Below are 23,596 nucleotides of genomic sequence, written 5' to 3' on the forward strand. Positions count from 1 at the left end.
GTGGTGGCGGACCGTCCTCCTCTAGATTCATACGCATGAACCCGCTGGAGTACCGATCGCGGCACGGCAGGGTCACCGTCGACGACACCGGCATCGAAGTGATCGGCTATGGCGGCGGCGATGGGCTGTTCCTGCCGTGGCATTCGATCGGCCATATGTACCTCAGCGGGCTCGGTCGGCGTACGCAGCGAGCTCGCATCATCCGGCTACGGATCACTGACGGACGGACGGTGCCGCTGCCCGCACCGGTGGCAGGACGCTGGCGGAGCAGGGCCTTCAACCGGGCTTCAGACGAGATCTTCCGAGTGTGGCGCCAGTACGCCCGGATCCGGCTCGAGCCGCCCCAGGACGAGATCCCGCGTGGACTGCGCTAGATACTGCGCTAGATAGCGCGCTCAGCGATCACCGAAGCGGCCTCTCGCTGCCGCCGCCTGCGCTCGCCGAGCGTCGTTCCGGTCGCCGTCTGCAGCGCCAGGTAGACCATGAAGCCCAGGGAGAACCCGGTCCAGTGGTCGTGCAGCATCAAGAGCGATACCGCGCTGACCACTGCCAGGGTGGAAACGAGCACCACGCACGCAGAGATGAGGAAGACGGCCGACAGCGACAGTGTTCGTATCCATCCTTGCATCCATGTGTTCATGCGCCAAGGATGCACCAAAACCGGCTGCGTTCCCAGGCATGCCTCAACCACCTCGACACGAACTCGCCAGAACACTCGGCCAAAGCGGAACAAACCAGAACGAGCTACCTCGCTGAGCACTGCCCGACGTTCCGGGGGGTCTGGCGGATGGAGGTCGACCGCCTCATTTTTCTACCGCCTGCTCGGACTCGCCGTGACCCATGAACTGGCGCGCTACAGTAATCTCATATATCAACAACAACCTAACAAACTGTTACCACAACTGCCGCAGACACACGGGTTGAACGATCGCCCCACAGGGTCCTTATGCTGCGCTGGTAGGATCACCCGAAAGTCATCTCCGTGTCGAGGGGACAACCCCCTGCCGTGTCTGTTGCATTGATACCGCCGACCGCGCCGACGGTCGAACAAGAGCCGGGTCGGCTGCGGGCTTTCGTGGCCGGTCAACGCCCCTCGCTCGTCGTGGGCAGCGTCGTCGGCGCCTTGCTGATCATGATCGCGATACGGCTGCCCCTGGGCGACGACCTGACGCTGCACGTCGCTGTGCTGCGCCGCATAATCGCCGACCCCCTACACCCGGGCAATCCCGTGATCGACACGGGCGGAAGCAGCATTTACTACAGCCCTTACATGCTCGCTCTCGCCCTGCCCGGCAAGCTCTTCGGGCTGAGCGCGATCACGCTCTATAAAGTCGCCGCGATCATCAATGTGCTGCTCCTCCTGACCGGCATGTACCGATTCGTACGAACACTGACGCCGGCGGGGTGGGCGCCTCCGCTCGCATGGATCGGACTCGCCACTTGGTGGGGCACGTCGGCCATAGGGTGGAGCGGCTTCCTCTCGCTGCTCTCTCTCGCCGGCACCGAGGCGTATCCGAGCACTCTGGCCACTGCTCTGGCCCTACATCTGTGGGCGTCTCTGAACGATCGCGAAGCGCGCACGCTCTCCAGCCCGTTACGAATGGCCGGCCTCGGCGCGTGGTACGGCGTGATCCTGCTCATTCACCAGTTCACCGCGATGAACGCGGCGATCGGCTGCGCCGCGATCCTGATCTCCCGGCACCGCGAGCTGCGCACCAAAGCAACGGCACGCGCGCTCGGGGCCGCCCTCGCTGCATGCGTCGCCGTGGTCGTCATATGGCCTTACTACCACCTGTGGAGCATCAGCCAGGGGGAGCTCGATGTCCTCGATCCCGTCCACAGGCCTTTGTACGCACACATGGCCACCTGGTATGCCATGGGCGTCATCGTCGGCGCGGTTGCCCTGGCGCTGCGCTGGCGGCGGGCCAAGACGGATGTTCTGGTGCTGCTCTTCCTCTTCGCGGGCGCCGTGGTGGCCTACGGCTGGCTCACCGGGCACTGGTCGTACGGTCGCAGTTGGCCTACGACGATGCTCGCCGCGCAGCTGGCAGTGGCGGTGACAGTAGCCGAGTCCCGCGCGCGTCTGCTGCGGCTATGGGTTGCGGTCGTGGCGGTGATGACCACGGTCGGGCTGATGACACAGGCCGGCGCGCTCGTATACGTGCTCCCATCGGCTTGGCAGCCGAGCGCGACCAGCCTGCTCAGGCACACCCCGGTGCCCACCCGCGCGTACGTCGACAACCGTCCGCGGCTCAGTTGGCTCGATCGCTACCTCCGGCCGAACGACGTGGTCGCCGCGGACGTCCGCGTCGCGCAGTACGAGGTAGCGGCACACGGCGCGTACGACGTGACTACGCCCTGGTATCTGCCCGAAATCTCGACGTCTCAATGGGCGGCCCGCAACGCCGCGACCAGAGCGATCTTCGCCCCGACCACGCCGGCAGCCGAGCGCGATTCGCTCCTGCGCAAGTACGACGTCGGTTGGCTCCTGCTGACCACGTCAGAAGCGCCACCGGCAGGAGCGGACATCCGATTGACGGCAGAAGGCGACGGCTTCCAACTCTACCGGGTCCTCAGCTGACCGTCAGTACCGCCCCGTGCAGGCACACGGCGGGCGCGGCCGCGCCTCGGCGGACAGCTCGTATCCGGGTGCTGTCAGTTGCCGATGGCGTCTAGAGTCGCCCGTATGCCGTCCCGTGGACTCGTCGATCCGGCCGATCTCACCCCTGAGATGGTCGCTCAGATTCGTCAATGGCGCGTCGATGAGGAGTTCAGCTACCGCGGTGTCGCGGAGTCCGCGACTGAGCTTTGGGGATCCCCGTACGGGAGCAACCAGCTATACGGCATGGACCTTTGCGCGGCGGCCGCGGAAGCGCTCGGCGAGGACTACACCATCGGCCCCTGGAACTAGCGCGTTGCATCGCTCGTCCGTGTGAGGGTCTGCAGCGATCGCGACGTACACCGGCCGGTTCGCGGCGGTACTGCGCCGCCGCCTGCACCGCGAGTTCCAGCTCCCCCCTCTGCGACAAGCGGAATACACGCCTGCCGCGTGGCTGCCGCAGGCCCGCCGTCGCGGAAATGTGAAGATCATGATACCCGCGTGAGATCTTGGTCAAGAAGGATCGAAACTTCAGTTCACGAAAGATGAGAGGGCCACCGTGGATGCAACCGACGTCGGCGCGATGTTGGAGTCGGTGCCGACGGGCTCCCCACAGACCCGGCCAGAGGCTCCGGCCGCCGAGGCCGGCAAACGGTTCTCCAGACGGATTCCCTTCATCGACGGCTTGCGCATCCTCGCGGCGCTGGCAGTGCTCTCGGCCCACTTCATCCACGTCAACTCCCATCTGTGGGGGCCTGGAACGCGCGTGTTCGTCGGGGTCGCGAACATCACCACCTACGGACGCTTCGGCGTCGACCTCTTCTTCCTCATCAGCGGCTTCGTCATCTGCATGAGCGGCTGGAACAGGACGGTGGGAGAGTTCGCGGTCGCGCGATTCGTCCGGCTCTACCCGATCTACTGGATCGCCGTGCTGGTCACCGGCCTCGTGATGAAGCTCGAGCCGCACGTGTTCGGCCCGACCCGGTTCACCGACATCGTGACGAACCTGACTCTCTTCCAGCGCCCGCTCGGCGTCCCCAACGTCGACGGCGTCTACTGGACACTGCGCTGCGAGCTGCAGTTCTATCTGCTGTTCGCGTTCCTCGTCTGGCGTGGACTGACGTACCGCAGAGTCGTGGTCTTCTGCGTCCTCGGCCTGATCGCGTCGACCATGGGCGTCGTCGCGAACTCGCGACTGGTGCTCGAGATCGTCGATCCGGTGTACCTGCCGTACTTCATCGGCGGAATCGCCTTCTACCTGATCTACCGGTTCGGGCCGAACCTCCAGTTGTGGCTCCTGGTCTTCGGCTCCTGGCTGCTCGTCCAGCACACGCTGCTCGAGGCGAAGGGCGGCCGCTTCGACTACACCACCTGGCACCCCTCACATCTGACCATGCTCGCACTGATGACCTTGATCTACGCGGTCATCGCCGTGGCCGCCCTGCACTGGACCGACTGGATCCGCTGGCGTTGGCTGCGGCCGGCCGGGGCGATGACCTACCCGCTCTACCTGCTTCACGTCGGCCTGGGATTCCCGCTGATCTACGTTCTCAGCCACGGTGCCATGCGCCATGTCAACAGTTGGGTTCTGTTCGCGCTCGTCACGCTGACGATGCTCGCACTGGCCTACGTCGTTCAGCGCTGGGTCGAGAAGCCCATCGCCACCCGGATGAACGCCGCCCTCAAGCGCACGCTGGCAAACGCGGGCGACCCGGGCGACCCGGGCGCCCCGCGTGTCCCAGCGCCCCGGGTCGCGAGCCCGGACCCGAATTCATAAGTGCTCGTCGCCTCTCCTGTAGTGCGCTGCCGTACCGCTCACACCCCGCCTCCCGATTGCTTCCCGTCGTGGAGGCGGGTGAAGACCTTGAACTGCCCCAGGCGCTCGCGATCGAGATGGCGCTCGTCTTGGAGCGGCCGAGCGACCACTTCCGTATTTTCGGGCTGCTCTGGCTGCCGGCGCAGGGCTAGGGGCGGGGCCTGTGGAAGCGGGAATGCCGGAGTGGCGCCGGGACGACTGGTGCGCCGTCGAGCCGACCGAATCAGTAGAGATCGCCGATCAGCACCGCCGGGCCAGCGCAGGCCCGTGCGGGAGTCGGTGGCGGCGGCACGGCCGGAGTTCCCCGACTTCGAGCGTTTCTGCCGGGCGGTGGTCGGCGTGTCACGACACTGTCATGCGAGGAGCGGGCGGCGAGAGACTCGGCACGACGCGCATCGTGCCATCGTGCTCCGGCAGCCGCCTGATTCGCCGAGCGGCATCCCGCTTCGCATCCGTCGGATAAGCGCCATGCGACGGGGCTGCTTGGGGTTAAGGGGCGAATGCGCCCGAAATCAAGCCCGACACGCGCATCCGCCGAAGGTTCTTTCGTCGACTCGCCCTTCGCTCGCCCACGGAGCGCCATGCGCCATGCGCCATGCGAACGTAGCAGTGAGCTAGACCGGTGAATCAACGGCAAAACAAAGAATCCCCAGCTCAGAACCACTGAGCCGGGGATTTCATCGGTGCGCCCGAAGGGATTCGAACCCCTAACCTTTTGATCCGTAGCTGAGGCAAATCAGGTGCCGAACATATCGGCTCGTGCCGTAATGTCCATTCTCGCGTGAGCCGATCCGGCTTCCCGCCGCCGTCCCGTCCTACCGGTAGCCGATGGTGCCGTGCCGTCCGCGCCTATCCGCTCGCCCGCCGCTCGCCCAACGTTCGAAATCCGGCCGCTCCGTGGTGCGTACTTCCGACACGTCCAAGGGGCCGTCACGTGTCGTCCGCTGAACGCGCGCCTAACTCGGTGCCACCGGCATCGAGCCGAACCCGTCGAACAGGTAGGCGTAGACCTGGGCGAGGTAGAGCGCAAGCTGGTCGGCGGTTTCGAATGGCACGTACGTCAGCTGGTGCCATGTCTGCGGTGTGATCGGCCGCTGCTGGATGAGATGCCGAAGGCCCATGGCGACGCAGTCGCGGTAGTCGGGCCAGGCGAGGGCGAAGGTCGGCTGGAGCATGCCCAGGTCGTCCACTGCCTCGCAGCCGAGTAGTCCGGCGCAGAAGTTGAGGAAGCGGCGGTCGACACCGGGCACCTCGAGCCCCAGCGACGAAAGCGGCACGCAGAGCGGGTCGAGATCGCCGGCCGGGTACGGGTAGAGCGTCGTGTTCCACAACTGGTCGCCTTCGGCCGGCCCGGTGGCGGCGTCGGCGGTCTCGGCAGGCCGATAGACGCCGTAGACCAGGCCGCCGAGGAAGTCGCCGCGCGTGTAGTTGGTGGAGCCGTCCTCGTTGATCGGCATTCGGGTGCTGATGCCGATCGCGGTGGCCTTGTCGGCATGCAGGCCCGGTCCGTAGACGTCAGCGAACGGGAGCACCGGTGCGAGGTCGTGGTGCTCGACCGCGTGGGCGCGTGCCACATTGTCCGCGGTGACCAGAGCCTCCTCGGAGTCGAAGCGCGTGGCCCAGGGCCCGACCCGGTGCGGGAGTTCCGTGCGGCTCGTCGCTCCGGGGTCGCCGGTCGGATCAGTCATCGTCGTTCCGTTCCTGGGCTTCCCGCTCGGCAACGGCCAGTACGCACTGGCCGCGCTTGTTCTTCTCGTGTGGGCACGGTTCGTCGTTCGGGGGCGGGTAGATCGGCTCGGGCCGGTCGCCGAAAACGTAATCGTAGAACGCCTGGAGGTACTCGCGAAGCTGCTCGCGTGTGCAGAAGGGCGTGTCGGTAGCGCTGGCCCACTCGCGCAGTGTCGGGTCGTACGCGAGCACGTAGTCGTAGGCCGCCTGGTACGCGGCGCGAAGCTCCGCGTGCGCGCGCACCTCGTCCCGTAGGTTCGCCGCGTCACGATGGAATTCCGCTTCGACGTTGTGCACCCAGAGCAACGCCCAGCGGACGTTGTCGATGTTCGGGATCTGGTCCTGCCACCTCATTGGTTAATGCTCCGGTCAGGCTCGGGGTAGATCGTGGTCAGATTCCATGATCCGTCCGGGGCTTTGTCGTACACCGCTGTGATCTTAGTGCCGGTGAAGTCGACGTCCTTGTAATTGATGTTCGTGCCGGTGAGCGGGTTCGACGGGTCGATGTACTTCCCGCGCAGATTGCCCATGCCCTCGGGCCCGATGGCGCCGGCCGCGTCGATGGTGACCAATTCGTGGGTGCCTGCTCCTGCGGGAATCGCGGCGCGGGCCGCGGCGTCGGCCTTCGCCATGCTCTCGGGGTCGCCGAAGGCCGTGGCGAACGGCCCGCAGCTGTGGTTCGCGGGCTGGCCGTTCGGCTTGGTGCGGTACATGTCCTTGTATTTGAGCGGGTCTGTGTCAGGCAGTCCGCCAGCGCCGGGGCGCGCGGGGTCGACCTTCTGCGTCGTCATGACGTACCCGTCGGGGGTCATCTTCGGGGTCGGCGGATCACCCTCCATGATCGGCTTGCCGAGCCGGTCATTGAGCTGCTTCTCGCTCGGGTCCAGGTGCCGGGCCGGGGCGTGTCCCTGGGTGCGAAGCTCACCGATCTGTTTCGGCACCGCTGCCTTCTCCGCCCGTCGGGCCGCGGCCTCCTGCGCAGCCTTGTCAGCCGTCTCCTTGGCCGCTGCGTCGTCGACGGGCGACGCTGCCGGCGGAGCCTCCTGCTCGGGGATCTGCGGTGCCTGTTCGTCCGGATGGACCTTCGCCAGGTCCCCGGCTATGTTCGCGTCCTGGTCGACGAGTGCCTGCGAGGTCTGCTCGCCGATCGCCGCGGTGTCCTCGTGAAACTCGGCCATCTTGCCCGAGGAATCCTTCACCACCCCGGTGATCGTGTCCTTCAGACCCACCGCGAGGTTGCGCTGCTCCTCCCCGTCGGCCATCAGAACTCGATCCCCTCGGCCTGCGACTGGAAAGTCTCCGCGTGCGAACGCATGGTCGCCGCGTGCGAACGCAGCAGGCCCACATGCTGATCGACCACGCCCTTCTCCAAGGTGACGGTGCCGCCGCCCAGCGGATCGACCCCGCCCGGCGCGTTCGACCAGTCCAGGCCCTGGAGCATCTGCTCCACCTTCGCCACCAGCGGCTTGCTCGCCGCCTCGATCACCTTGCCCTGCACGTACATCTCCAGGTCCTGGATCAACGAGTTCCCGATCGCCTCACCGATCTCCTCAAGACCCGGCAACGCGGCCAAACTCGCCCCCAAGGTCTCCGGAGCCGCCGCCAGGGCGGTGGCATAGGAGATCGCCAACTCCACGAGCTGGACCAGCGCCTGCCCCTTCTGCACCACCACGTACGCAGCCCATGCGTCGATCGCCGCCGCCATCACGTCACACGCCGCCACCAGCTCCTTGACGTGCGTGGACGACAGATGCGCCCATCCGGAGGACATCGCCTGCGTCGATGAACCCTGGTAGCCCTGCGCGATGCCGGCGACCGCCTGCGTGGCGTCCTCGTGCGTCTGCTCGACCGCCTGCCCGAACTCCCGCGTCAGCGTCGCGAGATGAGCCAGCGAATCCTCGTTTATGTAAGGCCACTTAATCCCGATGGCGTTCAGAAACGTCACCACCGGCATCGGCAGATCATCAACCGCCATTACCCGCCCCCTTGCCCACCCCCGGCCCTACACCTCGGGCCAGCGCCCTTGGACAGCAACCGGCCAAGCCCGATGCGTAGTCGTACGGTCACACAATACGCCACCGACCGGCTCTGGCAGCAAGGTCCCAGGCGGCAACGGACCTCATCGCGGCGAACCTGAAACGGAGCAGGAGGCCGGCGACGTGTACAAGGCTCTGCCGCCGCATCAGCCGATTTTGGGCGCTCCCGGTATGAGTGTGGGTTACGCAGGGCTCTGTTCCCATGGTAGGTGGAGGGTGATTGGTCCGCAGGTGAGCATGACGAGGCCGAGGGCGGCGTCGGCGGAGTGGAAGCCGCGTGCTCTGCGGATGATCAGGCGGACGTTGCTGTTGATGCCTTCGTGCCGCCCGTTGTTGATCTTCCGTTCGAGGGCGGCGTTGATCCCGGCCAGGTGTTTGCGCAGGGTCCCCGCGGCCTTGGCGAACGGGGCCATGCCGCTGTTCTCGGCCTGGGTGCACCAGGTTTCGAGCAGGCACAGTGCGTCGCCGGGTGCCAGGTCGCCGTGGAAGATAGCGCGCAGCGCCTCTTTGAGCTTGTAGCCTGCCCAGAGCGTGCCGCCGCGCCGGCGGAATCTGCGCAGCTGTGCGGCCTGGTCCTCGTCGAGGTTTTCAGGGTTCTTCAAAAGTGCCCAGCGGGCGCCCTTGAACAGTTTCGCGCTCACCGGGTCGATCTGCCGCATGGCCTGCCATTCGATGCGCCGGACCTTGTCGAACGCGTCGGTGACCAGCTTGACCACGTGGAACGGGTCGATGCAGATCACGGCGCCGGGCGCGTGGGCGGCCACGGACTTGCGGAATGCCGCGCCCATGTCCATGCTCGCCGCCTCGATCTGCTGCGCGCGCTCGGTGCCGAGCTCGTCGAAGAACGCGTCGAGGGCCGCGGTGTCCTTGCCCGCCCGCCCCCACACGATCTTCCCGGTGGCGTGGTTCGAGACGAGCGTGAGGTACTCGTGGTGCTTGCGCCAGGAGATCTCGTCCACGCCGATGGTCACCAGATCGTCCAGACGGCCGGTGTCGAGCTCCGTGTCCACGACCCGTTCGATGATCCGTCCGACGGTGTCCCAGTCGATCCGCAGGAATCTGGCGATCGCGCTCTTATCGGTGCGGGTGGCCGGGAACGCCGCCACGTCCTCGAACTCGGCGGTGAATCCGGAGCGGTACCGGGCGAACGGCGCCCACTCGGTGACCACCCCGTGCGCCGGGCAGCGCAGGAGTCGACACGGTTTGTGCCACCACTCGCCGCATCGTAGCTTTGACATGCGGCGGGATGGGTTCCTGCGTTGCGTTCGTCGCGCTACAGGACAGCAACAGTGCGTAGGTGGTGGGGCTACGACTGCCAGAGTTCTGGTTCATGTCGTCCCGCCGCGCCAGCCGCCGTGATCTCGAAGCCGCCCTCGCCGACGCCCGCGGACTGCTACGGCGGCAAGAACGGGAGTGTTTAATCTCTTGTGTAAGTAGTTGATGGGCTTGACCTTGGCTGTCGGGTTCTCTACCTCACTAGGAAGTTACCGACAGTGACGATTTCGATGGACCGTGCCTCTCGGCGTGACGAGGCCGAAGGCGATGGGCACTACCGCGAGGACGCGGCGGCGGCGCGGGTGGCCGAGGCGCTCTCCTCGGAGGCGATCGGGCAGCTGGTCGCGGACGCGAAGGCCTCCGGAATGGGCCTGGACGGCAGTGGCGGGCTGCTCAACCAGATGTTCAAGGCCGTGCTGGAACGCGCGCTGCAGACGGAGCTGACCGAGCACCTGGGCTACGAGAGGAACGAAGCCGCCGGGCGCCGGTCGGGCAACACGCGCAACGGGTCCTACCCGAAGTCCGTCTCCACGGTGGCCGGGCCGGTGGACCTCGCGGTGCCCAGGGACCGGGCCGGCAGCTTCGAACCGGTGATCGTGCCCAAGGGCTCGCGCCGGATCGGGCAGATCGACGAGATGATCCTCTCGCTCTACGCCCGCGGCATGTCCACCCGCGATATCAGCAGCCACCTGCAGGAGGTCTACGGCGCCTCGTGTTCCCCGGGCCTGGTCTCGAAGGTGACCGACGTGATCGGGGCCGAGGTCGAGACCTGGGCGAACCGCCCGCTCGACGAGGTCTACCCGATCCTGTACATCGATGCGCTGCGGGTGAAGGTGCGCCACGAGGGCGCCGTGGTCAACAAGTCCGCGTACCTGGTGATCGGGGTCGATCTCGACGGGGTCAAGAACGTGCTCGGGCTCTGGCTCCAGGAGAACGAGGGCGCGAAGTTCTGGCTGCACGTACTCACCCAGCTCAAGAACCGGGGCCTGCGCGACGCACTGATCGTGTGTTGCGACGGACTCAAGGGCCTTCCCGAGGCGATCGACGCGGTCTGGCCCCAGGCGATCACCCAGACCTGCGTCGTTCATCTCGTGCGGGCCGCGATGCGTTACGTGACCTACGCCGACCAGCGCAAGGTCGCCTCCGCGCTCAAACCGGTCTACACCGCGGCCAACGAGACCGCCGCCCTCGAAGCCCTTGAGAAGGTCCGCGAGGACTGGGGAAGGCGCTACCCCGGCCTGATCGACACCTTCGAACGCGCCTGGGAGCAGTTCATCCCGTTCCTGGACTTCGACCAGGACATCCGTCGGGTGATCTACACGACGAACACGATCGAGGCCTGGAACCGGTCGCTGCGCAAACTGCTCAAGACCTCCGGCCACTTCCCGACCGACGAGGCCGCCGTCAAGCTGATCTACCTCGGCATCCGCCGCCTGGAAGGACGTCACATCGACGGCACCGGCAAGGGCACGACGCTGCGCGGCACCGGAACCCTCGGCTGGAACCGGGCCATGAACCAGTTCAAGATCCGATTCGGCGACCGGCTTCCCCTCTGACCCGCCAACACCCAGTAATCAGAAACCAGAGAGCTGACAGCCAGCGGCAGGAACACTCAACACGCACTTACACAATCTGGTTGACACACCCGCAAGAACGCGACCTGCAGGCGCTGCGCGAGGAAGCCGACATTCTGCGGGAAGCAGCCGAAGCCCTGATCCACCACGCGCCGGCCCGGGAACGCTTCGCTTTCGTCCATACACTCCGCGAACGGTTCGCAGCCCGGCGGATCTGCAGGATCATCGCCACCGACCACGCCGGCTACTTCGCCCGGGTCCGCGCGCAACAGAAGCGCACGGCCCGCAAGCTCGGCGATCGGGAGCTGTTGCAGCTGATCACCGAGATTCACACGACCCATCCGGCGTACGGTGCCGAGCGGATCACCCGGGAGCTGAAGAACCAGAGGACACAGGTCGGCCGGCGCAGAATCGCCCGACTCATGCGAGAGAACGGCATCGCCGGGATCACCCGGCGCAAGCGACGCAACCTGACCAAGCCCGACAAGGGCGCAGCTGAGATCCCGGACCTGCTCCAACGCAACTTCACCGCTCCCATGCCCGGACTGAAACTGACCGGCGACATCTCCTGCTTCCGCACGTCCGAAGGCTGGATCTACCTCGCGACCGTGATCGACCTCTGCAGCAAGGAGTTGATCGGCCGGGCCATCGCGGCGCACATGCGCACCAGCCTCGTGGCCGAAGCGATGACCATGGCGCACAGCCGCGGCCTGACCGCCGGCAACACGATCATGCACACCGACAGAGGCAGTCAATATTTTGCGAAGACATACCAGCGACTCCTGCAGCGCCTCGAGATACGACAATCCACAAGCCGAACCGGCTCCTGCCTCGACGGCGCCGCCGCAGAATCCTTCTTCGCCACCATCAAATCCGAAATCGGAACCGACTCCTGGCCCGACAGAGCCAGCGCCCAACGCGACATCGAACACTACATCACCGACTACAACGCCCGGCGGCTACACTCCGCAATCGACTACCAGCCACCCGCCACCATCCGCCTCGCATGGCAAACCCGCATGTCAACCACAGCATGAGGCGAGGTGGTGGCAAAACCGTGTCGACTCCAATGTGGACAACTGCTCGGGCCTCGGCGCACCCGACGCCAGCGCAACGTGCGCAGGGCGGGCCAGCTACTTGAGGCTCTTGGCCACGCGCCGCTGTCTGTCGTACCGTTAGACGAGGCGTTGAAGGCGGGATCCCATGTATGACGCTATTTTCGGCAAGCACAACCCAGCCTTGGCGAGGTTAGATAGTGTCAAACGGCGGCCAGTCGCTCGGCGGGAGAATATCCGGCCTCTGCCGAAACCACTCGGGAGTCGTAAGATGGTCATATGCCCGGACCCGATCAAGACTATTGGCCGCGATGGCCACATCGAAATAGCCGTCCCGGAAGATTAAGGGTTGAAAGCTCGAGATTGAATTGCTTCTTTCTACTACTAGTCCATTGCAAAGAAACAGGCGCACCCCGGAGTAGGGGTAAAGCCAATCTTGCAATGCCACCTCTTGCAGGCGATCAGTAATAGAGGATACACAGTCTTCGCTCACCCCTCTTGCATGGAGCCTCCACGACTTTGGCGAAACGGTTAAATTATTGAGTGCATGATGTGTTAAAAATTCCGCAATTCCACCCTCAAGCGGCATCCAGTGTACCGACTGCCAGCTCTTGGCATACACTACGTCCACATTGCTCACATCGAATGCCCATCGCCATCCTTCGTTTGGATCAGCCATAAAGACGGCCATCTGCCCGTCAAATTCAATCTCCCCTGGGGCAAACAAGGTGCGCGCCAGCTTGATTGTGGATATGCGCCGTGAATCCAGCACATACCAATCCTTCAATGCTTGCGGCAGCCACCCAAAGGAGTCCTCCAATTGCAAGGCAGGCCTGCTCTCCGGGCCATACCACTGCGCGAATAAAGCTCGCAGATCAATGCTTCGTGGATCAATCACGGGAACTCCTGGCCTATTCGCAGCGCTGCCACCAAGGCGCATTCCGACATCAGGGCCATCCGCCTTGGAACATTTTGGATGCTGGCATTCCGTTTGACCCATTATATACTACCGTAAGTTGCACGCCATTGGGCAGCATATTGCCGAGCGTGGATGAGCATGTGTCGCAGACATATGTTCCTGATATATATAGAGTCGCCTTTTGTACGCCAGTAGCGCCGCGAACCAGCGCTGCCGCCTGCGGCTCGAGATGATAGGCATATGTTCCCGGCCCAGCCCCTGGTGGCGGAACATAGCCGGGGTACGCATTCGGCGTGCCCGACATGAGCTCCTTACTTTGCCCATTATCCATTACAAGAAGGCCGGTCATTCTCCCATCAGATGGATCCGGGAATTGACTGCGATCGATCGAATTCGCGCGATCGAGACCGGCCTGGTACTGACTTAGAGTGCAGGAATCATTATGGACTAGGAGAGCATCATTGCCCGCCACAATGTAGAAGTCGTGGTCGTTGCTGATGGTGAGGTCCCACATCCAGCCCTCGTCCTGCTTGGGGGCGCCGCCCCCTTGAGCTGTTACGGCAGTGCCGTCGGCGGCGAGGAGTTGGTCATCTATGTGCAGGTCGCCAGCGTCGATCCAGGCGTGTTTGGTGATATCCCAGATTGGGTGGTTGAGAGTGGTGTGGATGGTTGCGGTGCCGTACGCTGTCGTGACGGCGAGGTCATACAGATTGGAGTCATGGTGAACCAGCACGGCATCGACGGTTTGCGATTCGCTCTTTCCGGTGGCCGTGTCATGGGATTTGACCTTGTCACCGATCTTCAAGGAGGCGATCGGCTCGGCTTTCCCGTCCGCTAGCAGTACCTGCGTGCCGGAAGTGAAACTCTCCCCACCAACCGAGACACAGCCGCCTCCGCCACCTCCTAAGGTGCCTTCACAGGTCATCAACGTGCAAAAGGCGGCAGCGCCTGTACCCTCGCAGACAGTGGAGATCACGCACGCGAAGGCCGCACCTCCGAGTCCGCCTGCCTCCCAACCGGCGGCCAGTGCAATGGCGCAGGCGCCTTCGGAGACCACGATGCACGTCACAGCACCGATCGTCACGATTGTACCGATAGCAACCCCCACAAAGTTGTGGGAGATATACGAGGTGGAGTCGTTCCAGGCGGTGCTCACCGCATTCCCGACGTCGGAGGCGCATTGGCCATAGCTACTCGGATGGCGCCAACTGCAGCCTCGGCCGCTGCCGCTGCCGCTGCCAGAACTATCGTTGGTTCCACCGGTCTTGTTAGTGCCGCCTGTACCCTGGCTGCCGCAGAGCTGTTCTCCGCCAGGCCCCCAGCACCCGCCACCGCCGCTGCCGCCGCTGCTACTGCCACCCGACGAACCGCACGGAAGCACTTCACCGCCCTCGCCCCAACCGCAGCTACCGGGGTTGCTGTTGCTGGGGAGTTTGCCAGTGGGGTCGCTGCTGGAGTCTGTAAAGCTATCGGTGTAATTGTGAGTAGTTCTACAGGCGGCCGGCGGACAGGCGGCCGTCGAAGGTGATGTCGAAGGCGTTCAGGGCCGCCTTCCACCTGGCCATCCAGCGTTTCTGCCCGGTGCCGGTCGGGTCCAGGCTCATCACGGCGAGGTACACGCACTTGAGGGCTGCTTGCTCGTTCGGAAAGTGACCTCGCGCGCGCACGGCGCGGCGTATGCGTGCATTGATGGACTCGATCGCGTTCGTGGTGCAGATCACGCGGCGGATTTCGACGTCGAAGCTCAGGAACGGGACGAACTCGGCCCACGCGGAGTTCCACAGCTTGATGATCGCCGGGTACTTGCGGCCCCAGGCGGCCTCGAACTCCATGAACCGCTCCATCGCCGCCTCCTCGGTCGCCGCGGTGTACACCGGCCGCAGCGCCTTGGCGATCGCGTCCCAATGCTGCCGGGCCGCATAACGGAAGGAGGCCCGCAGCAGGTGCACCACGCAGGTCTGCGTCACCGCCTGCGGCCAGACCGCCTCGATCGCGTCGGGCAGGCCCTTCAGCCCGTCGCACACGACCATGCACACGTCCGCGACCCCGCGGTTCTTGATCTCGGTGAGCACGTGCATCCAGTACTTCGCGCCCTCGCCGCCGTCTCCGGCCCACAGCCCCAGGATCTCGCGGGTGCCCTCGCAGGTCACGGCGACGGCGACGTAGATCGGCCGGTTCGCGACCTGCCCGTCGCGGATCTTCACGTGAATACAGTCGATGAAGATCACGGGCAGGACCGCGTCCAACGGCCGGTTCTGCCATTCCGCCATGCCCTCGATCACCTTGTCCGTGATCGTGGAGATCGTGGTCTTGGACACCTGCGTCCCGTAGACCTCGGCCAGGTGCGCGGAGATCTCCCCGTGCGTCAGTCCCCGCGCCGAGAGCGAGAGCACCATCTCGTCCACGCCGGACATCCGCCGCTGGCGCTTCTTGACGATCTGCGGTTCGAAGCTCCCGGCCCGGTCCCGCGGCACCTCGATCTCGACCGGGCCGATGTCCGTCAGCACCGTCTTGGTGCGCTTGCCGTTGCGGGAATTGCCCGACCCGTCCCCGGCGCCGTCGTGCTTCTCGTAGCCGAGGTGGTCGGTGATCTCACCATCCAGGGCCGATTCCAGCAGCCGCTTGGTCAGCTCCTGCAGCAGACCGCCCTCGCCGGCGAGCCTGACCCCTCGCTCCTTGGCCTGCCCGACCAGTTGGTCAAGCAACTGCTGGTCAAGAGCATCAAGGCCCGCCGGCTCACCATCGACAACCTGCTCGGTCACGGACTGTTCCACTTCCATCACGCTCATCTGATGCAACTCCATCATGTTCAGGAGTTACACCGAAGACGGTACAGTCCCGACCGGTGAATCAGGGTTCATGTACCTCGCCACGGTGATCGACCTCTTCTCCGGGCGCCTGATCGGCTGGTCGATCGCCGAGCACCACCGGGCCGAACTCGTGCGCGATGCCCTCGCCGCCGCGGTGGCCGCCCGCGGCGGCCAGGTGGCCGGAGTGATTTTCCACTCGGACAGGGGCAGTGAATACACTTCCCGCCTCGTTGCCGACTACTGCGCAGGTCAGGGCATACGCAGGTCCATGGGTCGAGTGGGCTCGTGTTTTGACAACGCCGCCGCGGAGAGCTTGTTCGCGGCCTACAAGAGAGAGACCGTCACCATGACCGAACGCGGCCGGTTCGCCGACGAGGCCGAGGCCCGCCGCGAGACCTTCCGCTGGATCGCGTTCTACAACCACAGGCGCAGGCACCGCCGGGCCGGGATGCTCTCACCCGCCGACTACGAGCAGCGCCACCACCTCACTGGTCAGCGTCCTGACGCCCCTGCTACACTCATATCCATAGCCGCATGAAACCCGGTGTCTACATCCCGGGGGTCACCTCACCGTGCCGCACCGGTCGAGCCGCACGGGATCAAGTTACCGAACCAAGCCGCAATACGGATGCTTCTGTAGCAACCGCCCGACCATCTCAACTCGTTCAGGCATCAAGAAGAGGTGCAAGACCGTGTTGTCAATGGCCACAGCATGGATGGACTTCTCGGCACCTCACCTGTCAGTCGGTTCCAATCACGTGCAGGTAGAGCGTGTACTTCTGCGGATCTCTCTCGTCAAGCACGACGTCCATGGTGTCGCCCTTAGTCGTGACCGGCCCATCACTGCTCGCCGAAACGCTCGGGAACACCGCCTCAAGACCCGACTGCGTGTCACTGAGATTCCACGGCACTATGTCGGACCCCAGCACGTCCCCGCAGAGCGAACTGCACCCGGGCTCCACGTTGGATGTGGAACTGCCATAGGCACGCAAAAATGAAGCGGCAACGGACGGCGCGAGGACGAACGTGAGGTAGAGGTCTCGTGTGTCCTGACTCGTCGAGACGAAGTACCGCACCGACGAACTCCCACTAGGCAGCGCGATCCCGAACTCAGCCAAGACAGCGTCGAACGTTTCGCCCGACCGGCTGCCAGCGTAGGCCCGCGAATCGGTATCCGTTGGCAGCGTCGACACGTATGTCACCGGCCGTGATCCGCACGCGGCGCAAGCCGAGAGGAGAAAGACGACTCCGAGCCAGCCGACCGCTGTGCGCCGCAGGCGGCGCACAGCGGATTGATTCTCAGTACGAGTAGTCATACTCACCATAGATGTTGTAGTCCTGTGCAAGTCCTAGCAGGTTCAGCTTAGACAATTGTGTTTGGGGAATATTCACCCCTAAGAAGTGCAGGTCCGAGCGGTTGTCTCCGGGACTGCCGAAGGCGTAACGCTTCCACACCTGCACCCTCACCGTGGTCACGCCGTTTTGAATCGTAGACGAGACACGGTACTGGACATCGTGCAGCGCGTAGTACCAGTCCAGGCTCGACTTGGCCGAGATCTCGGCGTTGTGCCAACCGCTGTCGTACGGCTTCTTGCTGTTCTGGGCGGCAGCGATCGCCGTGTTCACCTGCGCGGCGTAGTCGGACGTCGGCGCGTCCTCGAGGATCTGCATGGGATCCACAGACTGAGTTTGTCCGCTGTTTTCCAGCCAGTCCAGGAGATACTTCGAAGCGTTGCACCAGCCTTTCTTCCAGCACATCACGGAAGCGATCTCGAGCAGCATGTTATGTTCCGAGTTGTCCGACCCTGTCGCCCAGCCGGCTTCCGAGCCCCAGGCCTGGCCGTCATGGTTGGGAACCCACTTCGGCAGCGGTTCGCCCTCCACGTGCCAGATGCCCGTGTTCGGGTCCTGAATCAACCCTTGCCCCGGATGGGTTGCGGCTTCGCAGGTGAACTGGTCGGTGCAGTTGCCGTCAGGCAAGGTCGTGTTACCGCCACCGCCACCGCCACCGCCACCGCCACCGCCACCGCTGGGATGCGAGCCAGCGCAGAATTCGCCGTCGACCATGACGCACCATTTGCCTGTGGGGTCGCTGCCGGTGACGGGGTCGTTGCCGGCGTAGTCGTAGCCTGCCATCTGGGTCGGATCGGCGCCTTCGAAGAGGGGGTCGAGTGAGATGAACCGACCGGTTTGCGTGTCGTATTCGCGGGCGCCGAGGGTTTCGATGCCTGTAGTGTCGTCTGTCAGGCCTCCGATATAGCCTTTGTTGCCGCCGACCCATGTTGCGGTGGTGGTGGAGCCGTCGCGTGAGCCGCCGAAGGGGAGGTACTGGCGGCGGGTGATGGTCTGGGCCGTGGTCGCGCTGATGGCGAGTTGGTCGGTGCTTTGGCGGTCGGGGATGAGGTAGTTGACGGCGCCGGTGTTGGTGCGCTCGGCGACCGTGACTCCGCCGATCGTGTAGTAGCGGGTGGCGGTGACGTTGCCGCTGCCTGAGACTCGGTTGAGCTGGGCGTCGCCGATGGTGAGTGTGGTCGAGGCCGGGTCTCGCATGAGGACCTGCGTGCCATCGGTGTTATAGGCGTAGTTGGTGGTGCCGGCTGTGCTGGTGGTGGACTGGAGTTGGTCTTGATCGTTCCAGGTGTAGGTCTGGTTGCCGTGTGATCCGCCGGTAACGGAGGTTTCTTCTCCGGAGGAGTTGTATCCGTAGGTGGCGGTTTCGGCGCTCGCGTTGGGGCCGGTCGCGGTCGTATTGCTGAGCGTGGTGGGCTGGTCGGTGCTGGAGCCGGCTGCAGGGTAGTCATAGGTGATGACGGTATCGTCAGCGGTGCTGCCGGAGGTGTTGTGATCGGTCTCGCTGGCCCGGTCTCCGGCGGCGTCATAGGTCCATGACTGCCAGTAGGGGCTGATCGGTCCGCCGACGGTGGGGGAGTTGCCGGGCGAGGGAGTGGCGGCGCACGCGTCAGTGGCCGTCCACGCTGCGGCCAGCCGCTGCGCGTAGTCGTAGGTGAAGCATTGGGTGTCAGTCTGGGCTGTGGAGGTGCCCGTGTTCCCGGCAGTGTTCTGCACGTCCTGGATCTGGGTGACCAGACCCGAACCCGGGGAGACTGTACGGCTCGCATTACCGTAGGTGTACGTGAGGGTGTCGACGGCAGCTGAGCTGTTTGAATCGGACGTGGTCACCGAGTCGAGTGCGAGCGTCTGCGGGTCGTAGGCCTCGTCGACTCTCACCTGGCCACTTCCGGCCGGCAGCCGGTACTCGAGCGGCTGGTTGTCCTCGTTGTACGTGATGCCAGCAACGTATGTCTGGGTGCTTGTGGTCGTGCCAGCCAGCTCGGTGGGTTGGCCGAACTCGTTGTACGTGTACTTGATCGTCTCCAGCGGAAGGCCCCCCATAACTGGGTCAGTCTGACCCTGGAGCAGCCCGGTATAGGTGTACCCGTACTTCGTGGTGTATCCGGCGGCCGGAACCAGCGCGGCATCGGTTCCCGTCAGGGTGACCTTGGTGCCCTGGGGTTCGCCGAGCGTGGTGTATCCGGTGGTCGCCGAGGTGATGATGTCGCCGTTGGAGTACGACGTGGACGAAGTCAGATACCCCGTCTTGATCGTGTCATAGGTCCACGACGCGATCTCATTGCCCGACGCGCCTGCGGTCAGGGTGCTGGTGGAGGTGGTGTCGTACTCGGCGGTTTTGCGGGCATCCTGGTCGTACACGAAGGTGGTCTGCTTGCCGCGGGCATCCTTCGTGGTGATCAGCAGTCCGGCGTTGTCGTAGGTGTTGACGCTGGTGCCGGCGTCCGGGTCTACAGCGGTGAGTTCGTCTCCGAGCAGGTCGTAGGTCCAGGACCAGGTGTTGCCGGCCGCGTCGACCTCGGTGGCCTTCTTACCCGAGGGGTAGTACGTGTATTTGGTGTCGGTGTAGTCGCTTGTCGGGTCTGTGGCGTAGTTTGTCGGCTGGCCGGCGAGGTATTGGATGAGGTCGGTCTGTTCGCCGAGGGCATTGGTGACTACTGTCTGCGCTGTTGAGCCCGCGGGTGGGATGGTGGTGACGAAGTTGCCGCCGTAGTTGTAGGTGGTTTCCCAGGTCTGATTGGCGTCTGTGTAGGCGATCTCTGCGGTCTTGCGGCCGGCACCGTCGTAGGTGTAGCCGGTGGCTGAGGGTACTGTTCCGGCCTGCGCTTGAACATAGACGTTCGAGACGGCGTCGGGGTTGTAGTAGGCGCCGGTGGTCTCGGATTCCCAGCCGTCGGTGTTGTAGTAGGTGTCGACGATGTCGCGGCCGCCGTCGGGCGTCTCGGTCTGCACCTCTCTGGCCCGCAGCATGCTGTCGTACAGGGTCTCTGAGAGCCGGTATGTGCCGTCGTCGTTGATCGTGTAGGTGTCGGTCACGGACGGGTGCATGTCGTCGACCGTGTATGAGTACTTCAGGTTCGGCGAGCCCGCGGTGCTGAAGCCGGGCTTCCATACGGCGATGACGCGACCGAGAGCGTCGTACTGGCTGGCTGTGGTGTCGTTTGCGGCGGTCGTGACCTGGGTGGCGAGTTCCCGCAGGGGGTCGTACGTCGTGGTGGTGGCCATGTTCTTCGGGTCGGTGACCACGGTGCTGGTCGGCTCGGCGCCGGTGGCCGGACTGTAGGCCGTCGCGGTGACCCGATTGTCGGCGTCGGTACTGCTGAGCACGCGTCCGTACTCGTCTACGGTCTTCTTCGCCTGCATCGTGTACGTGGGTGTGCCGCTGGAGCCGTAGGAGGTCGCTGCCAGGGTCTCGGTGGCGTCGCCAACTGTTGGAGCGGTCGTGGCGTTCGATGCGCCGTCGTAGTAGGTGATGGAGTCGCTGATCGCGTCCGCCGGATACGACGGGGTGGTCGAGCAGTTCACCGACACGGTCTTCGATTCGGAGGTCGCGTCGAGGATCCACAGGCTGGTGTTGTCGTCGTAGGTGACGGTGGTGCACTTGTTCTGCGAGGGATCGGTGACGTCTCCTAGCGCGTTGGTCTGGGTCACCCTGCCGTAGGCGTCGTGCCCGTACGTGGTCTCGGTCTCCCGGGTCGCACCGGAGGCGAGCGGGGTGTAGACCTGCGCTTCCGACTGCCCGACGAAGAACGCCTGTTGAGAAGGGACGCCGCCGGCCAGGGTGTGGGTCGCCTGGGCGCTGGAGGTCCACGGCGTGTCGATCGTGTCGGTCACGAGCGAGGACCCATTGAGCACCTGCGTCTCGTACGTCATACCGGCGTACTGATCGTCATCTGGGACCGGGGTGTCGTTGCGCGAATCGGTCACCGTGACGCTGCGCTTCGACGTGGAGGTCAGGAAGTCCCCGTTCATGCCCTGGAAGTAGCTGTACTGGGTCTCCGTCACCGGGTCGGGCGCGGTACCGGTCGAGACGGTCATGCCTTGGTAGCCGCGGAACTGGTCCCAGGTCACCTGGTTCGACGGTGTCAGCGGATTGTCGTCGTAGTGCCAGGCAGGTTTGCCGACCGGCGTATATTTCGTGGTGATCGCGTCGTTGTCGCTGTCTTCGTTGGGGTTCCCGCCGGTGGCGTCGTTCTCCGTGACCGAGTTGACGATGTAGACGTTGAAGTAGTCCTTGGTCGGATCTGCAGTAATCGTCGGGTACCAGTAGACCGGGTATGCCAGTGTGGTGTTCGCGTCGTCGCTCGAGGGTTCGTCGGCGACGGCGGTCGGCGCCGAGTAGTTGACGGTGATCTGCTCACCGGTCTCGGTGGTGATCTTGGTGAGCCGGTCGCGGGTGATCCACGGGTAGCCGTTGGTGAGGTCGACCCGGTTCTGCAGAGGGGTGCCGTTGAACGTCACCGAGGGCAGCGGTGCCGTGGTCGTGCCTTTCGGCTCCGCGGTGGTGTCCTGACCGGCATGGGTGATCGAGGCGAGCCACAGCGAGGGGGTCGAGGTGTCGCCGGCGCCTGTGATCGCGGGGAACGAGTACGTCAGGGCCCACGAGTCCACGTTATCCAGGCTGGTTCCGTCCAACGCCTGTGTCTGGATGCCGGTGAGTTCCTCCTCGGAGAAGAAGGAGGGCGACTGCGACGAGCAGTTGGCGCCTGACGTGCACAGCAGGTCATCGGGAACGTCCGGCCAGTTGGTCGCGGTCGCGGATGACAAGGTGCTGGTATCGCAGCCGGTCGGGGAGGTCGAGCAACGTCCGTTCATGGTGAGCTGTACCTCGGCGGCCGGAGTCGCGGTGTACAGCGAGTTGGAGCGCTGTCCGTACTCGATCTTCGACAGGTACGAGTCCCGCGTGTAGGCCGAGGTGGACGCGGCGGTCGTGGCGAGGTCCTGGGCGTAGTAGTTGGTCGCCGTGTCGTACCAGTAGGTGACCGCGTCGCCGTGCGTGTCCACGACGTAGTCGAGGTTCCACCGGTAGGCCTGCTCGCAGTAGGAGGATGAGAAGGTGCCGTTGTAGCAGGGCTGCCCGGAGGCCGTCGCGTAGACCGGCTCCGTGTCCACCGAGTTCGTGGTCGCATCACCCGAGCCGTACCCGGGAAGCTGGTTGAGTCCGAAGTAGTACTGGGTGCCGTCAGTTGTCGTGACGACCCAGTACTCGCCGTTCCGGGCGCCGTTGACCGCGCCGGTCTCGTACGCGATCCGCTCGTTCGAGTCGTCTGCGGCGATGTAGTCGCCGGTCGCGTCGTCCTTGATGATCGTCGTGGTCTGGCCGTCGAGATCGAACGTCAACTGGTTGTTGCTCGACCAGCAGTTGTCGTAGGTCTTGCTATCGCCGTCGGGGTTCTGGTGGCAGGAAGCGTAAGAGCGCTCGATGTAGGACTCGGTCAGCATCCAGCCGTCGCCGACGTCCCCGGCCTGGTTGTTCGTGTTCGAGGTCAGTCCGTCCACGGACTGCGAGTTGTAGGACAGCGCGAGCGAGGGCTCAAGGCCGCCCGGCGCGTCCGGAACGGAGATCGGATAGGACCAGGTGAACGCGTCGGTCGCACCTCCCGCTGACCACGATCCGGAGGGCTTGAGGGTGGTGGCGGAAAAGTTGCCCCCGCCGGAACCGCTCGAGGAGGAGGAAGTGTCTGTCGCTGCCAGCACCAGGGCAGACGAGGATGCCGCCGCGCGCTGCACCTGCGCGGACTGGGCCTGCGCGGACGTCGAGTCCGGCGTCGGGCTCTGCGCGGCAGGCAGCGTGACCGCGGCCGTCAAGGTCTGTGTTTTGCCGCTGTTGGTGAACTTCACCGGTGTCTCAACGCGGCACTTGGCAAGTTGCGGCGTGGTCAATGCGCAGGCGGGCAACGCGACCAGCGCCAGACGCTGCCCCCAGCCGCCACCGTAGGCGTCCTTGAAGGATGCGTACGAGAGCGAGACCTGTACCTGACCTGACGCGGCGACACCGTCCGCACGGCCGACCTGGACCACCACGCCCTTAAGGCCCAGCGCATCCGAGACCGACTGCGGCTCGACGCTGACCCGCGCCTGCTTCGGCATCGAGGTGGCGACCGGCGTGCTCTTGTCCGCGGGGGTCCGCGCGGCGGCTCCCGCGCCGGAGGGCTCCGCGGTGAGTACGAGCGGCAGCGACCCGACCCGCGCGGCCTTGCCTTCGCTCATTGCGACGCTGCCGGTGCCAGAGGGCCAGACCACCTTCGGAGCGTGGTAGGCGGCCATCGGCGTCGGCTTGGCGTAGTGCGAGGTAACGGCCGTCACCGGTAAAGACGGGGTGTCCTGGTATCCGGCGCCGTTCCCACCGTGTCCGGATGCGTAGACCGGGCCGGCCAACGCGACTTGCACCACCAGCACGAGGCTGCTGATCGCCGCCGCCGGGCGGCGGGAAG

19 protein-coding genes are annotated in these 23,596 nt (G+C 64.8%); 8 read left to right on the forward strand and 11 right to left on the reverse strand.

The genetic code is table 11. The features are described 5' to 3' along the window. Window positions 1-35 precede the first annotated feature (35 nt). A complete protein-coding gene (locus ACTRO_RS24235) occupies window positions 36-374 on the forward strand; it encodes a hypothetical protein (protein ID WP_034266548.1) in 339 nt (112 codons plus the stop codon). 8 nt (window positions 375-382) lie between these two features. On the opposite strand, the gene ACTRO_RS24240 is transcribed toward ACTRO_RS24235, so the two are convergent. Further along, complete coding sequence (locus tag ACTRO_RS24240) at window positions 383-640, reverse strand: hypothetical protein (protein WP_157436397.1); 258 nt, start codon at window positions 638-640, stop codon at window positions 383-385. A 366-nt stretch (window positions 641-1,006) separates the two neighbouring features. Here ACTRO_RS24240 and ACTRO_RS24245 point away from each other — a divergent pair, with 366 nt between their 5' ends. The 4 genes from ACTRO_RS24245 (at window position 1,007) to ACTRO_RS50435 (ending at window position 4,567) form a co-directional block, all read left to right on the forward strand. After that, on the forward strand, window positions 1,007-2,581 hold the full coding sequence (locus ACTRO_RS24245) for a hypothetical protein (RefSeq protein ID WP_157436398.1): 1,575 nt from the start codon (window positions 1,007-1,009) through the stop codon (window positions 2,579-2,581). A 105-nt stretch (window positions 2,582-2,686) separates the two neighbouring features. Beyond that, entirely contained in the window at window positions 2,687-2,911 is a 225-nt protein-coding gene (locus tag ACTRO_RS24250) for a hypothetical protein (RefSeq protein ID WP_034266550.1), read from the forward strand. Window positions 2,912-3,158: 247 nt separating this feature from the next. Further along, the gene (locus ACTRO_RS24255; RefSeq protein WP_051451310.1) at window positions 3,159-4,376 is read left to right on the forward strand and encodes an acyltransferase family protein; all 1,218 of its coding nucleotides are present in this window, start codon (window positions 3,159-3,161) and stop codon (window positions 4,374-4,376) included. Between the two features lie 68 nt (window positions 4,377-4,444). Continuing rightward, window positions 4,445-4,567, forward strand: a complete 123-nt coding sequence (locus ACTRO_RS50435; RefSeq protein WP_281177889.1) for a hypothetical protein — start codon at window positions 4,445-4,447, stop codon at window positions 4,565-4,567. An 804-nt stretch (window positions 4,568-5,371) separates the two neighbouring features. Here the strand turns inward: ACTRO_RS50435 and ACTRO_RS24260 are convergent. From ACTRO_RS24260 to ACTRO_RS24280, 5 genes are all read right to left on the reverse strand, one after another. Further along, the gene (locus ACTRO_RS24260) at window positions 5,372-6,103 is read right to left on the reverse strand and encodes a hypothetical protein (RefSeq protein ID WP_034266551.1); all 732 of its coding nucleotides are present in this window, start codon (window positions 6,101-6,103) and stop codon (window positions 5,372-5,374) included. Further along, window positions 6,096-6,497 (reverse strand): hypothetical protein, encoded by a 402-nt coding sequence (locus ACTRO_RS24265; RefSeq protein ID WP_034266552.1) that lies wholly within the window; start codon window positions 6,495-6,497, stop codon window positions 6,096-6,098. Before ACTRO_RS24265 ends, ACTRO_RS24260 begins: the two co-directional genes overlap by 8 nt. Continuing rightward, window positions 6,494-7,405, reverse strand: coding sequence for a hypothetical protein (locus ACTRO_RS24270; RefSeq protein ID WP_034266553.1), 912 nt, complete (start codon window positions 7,403-7,405; stop codon window positions 6,494-6,496). The genes ACTRO_RS24265 and ACTRO_RS24270 overlap by 4 nt, the downstream gene beginning before the upstream one ends. Next, window positions 7,405-8,097: a WXG100-like domain-containing protein gene (locus ACTRO_RS24275; RefSeq protein WP_034266554.1), complete on the reverse strand. Its 693-nt coding sequence runs from the start codon at window positions 8,095-8,097 to the stop codon at window positions 7,405-7,407. Before ACTRO_RS24275 ends, ACTRO_RS24270 begins: the two co-directional genes overlap by 1 nt. A gap of 264 nt (window positions 8,098-8,361) precedes the next feature. Beyond that, the gene (locus ACTRO_RS24280; protein ID WP_157436399.1) at window positions 8,362-9,498 is read right to left on the reverse strand and encodes an ISL3 family transposase; all 1,137 of its coding nucleotides are present in this window, start codon (window positions 9,496-9,498) and stop codon (window positions 8,362-8,364) included. 258 nt (window positions 9,499-9,756) lie between these two features. On the opposite strand from ACTRO_RS24280, the gene ACTRO_RS24285 reads away from it, so the two are divergent. Both ACTRO_RS24285 and ACTRO_RS24290 read left to right on the forward strand, forming a co-directional pair. Continuing rightward, window positions 9,757-11,010, forward strand: coding sequence for an IS256 family transposase (locus ACTRO_RS24285; protein ID WP_034276495.1), 1,254 nt, complete (start codon window positions 9,757-9,759; stop codon window positions 11,008-11,010). A gap of 80 nt (window positions 11,011-11,090) precedes the next feature. Continuing rightward, window positions 11,091-12,065, forward strand: coding sequence for an IS3 family transposase (locus ACTRO_RS24290; protein WP_051451312.1), 975 nt, complete (start codon window positions 11,091-11,093; stop codon window positions 12,063-12,065). Between the two features lie 211 nt (window positions 12,066-12,276). Here ACTRO_RS24290 and ACTRO_RS47430 read toward each other — a convergent pair whose 3' ends face one another. The 3 genes from ACTRO_RS47430 to ACTRO_RS24295 form a co-directional block, all read right to left on the reverse strand. Next, window positions 12,277-12,981, reverse strand: a complete 705-nt coding sequence (locus tag ACTRO_RS47430; RefSeq protein WP_157436401.1) for a hypothetical protein — start codon at window positions 12,979-12,981, stop codon at window positions 12,277-12,279. 49 nt (window positions 12,982-13,030) lie between these two features. Further along, entirely contained in the window at window positions 13,031-14,158 is a 1,128-nt protein-coding gene (locus tag ACTRO_RS45970) for a polymorphic toxin-type HINT domain-containing protein (RefSeq protein ID WP_084316499.1), read from the reverse strand. A 334-nt stretch (window positions 14,159-14,492) separates the two neighbouring features. Then, window positions 14,493-15,782 carry an IS256 family transposase gene (locus ACTRO_RS24295; RefSeq protein ID WP_034276499.1) on the reverse strand — a complete coding sequence of 430 codons (1,290 nt, stop codon included), beginning with the start codon at window positions 15,780-15,782 and terminating at the stop codon, window positions 14,493-14,495. A 25-nt stretch (window positions 15,783-15,807) separates the two neighbouring features. Between ACTRO_RS24295 and ACTRO_RS24300 the strand changes: the two genes are divergently transcribed. Beyond that, window positions 15,808-16,350 (forward strand): IS3 family transposase, encoded by a 543-nt coding sequence (locus ACTRO_RS24300; RefSeq protein ID WP_084316500.1) that lies wholly within the window; start codon window positions 15,808-15,810, stop codon window positions 16,348-16,350. 202 nt (window positions 16,351-16,552) lie between these two features. Here ACTRO_RS24300 and ACTRO_RS24305 read toward each other — a convergent pair whose 3' ends face one another. Together ACTRO_RS24305 and ACTRO_RS24310 are read right to left on the reverse strand one after the other, a co-directional pair. Beyond that, a complete protein-coding gene (locus ACTRO_RS24305) occupies window positions 16,553-17,014 on the reverse strand; it encodes a hypothetical protein (protein ID WP_034266555.1) in 462 nt (153 codons plus the stop codon). A 97-nt stretch (window positions 17,015-17,111) separates the two neighbouring features. Continuing rightward, entirely contained in the window at window positions 17,112-23,555 is a 6,444-nt protein-coding gene (locus ACTRO_RS24310; protein WP_157436402.1) for an RHS repeat domain-containing protein, read from the reverse strand. Window positions 23,556-23,596: the final 41 nt, after the last annotated feature.

Source organism: Actinospica robiniae DSM 44927 (assembly GCF_000504285.1).
Taxonomy (GTDB): domain Bacteria; phylum Actinomycetota; class Actinomycetes; order Streptomycetales; family Catenulisporaceae; genus Actinospica; species Actinospica robiniae.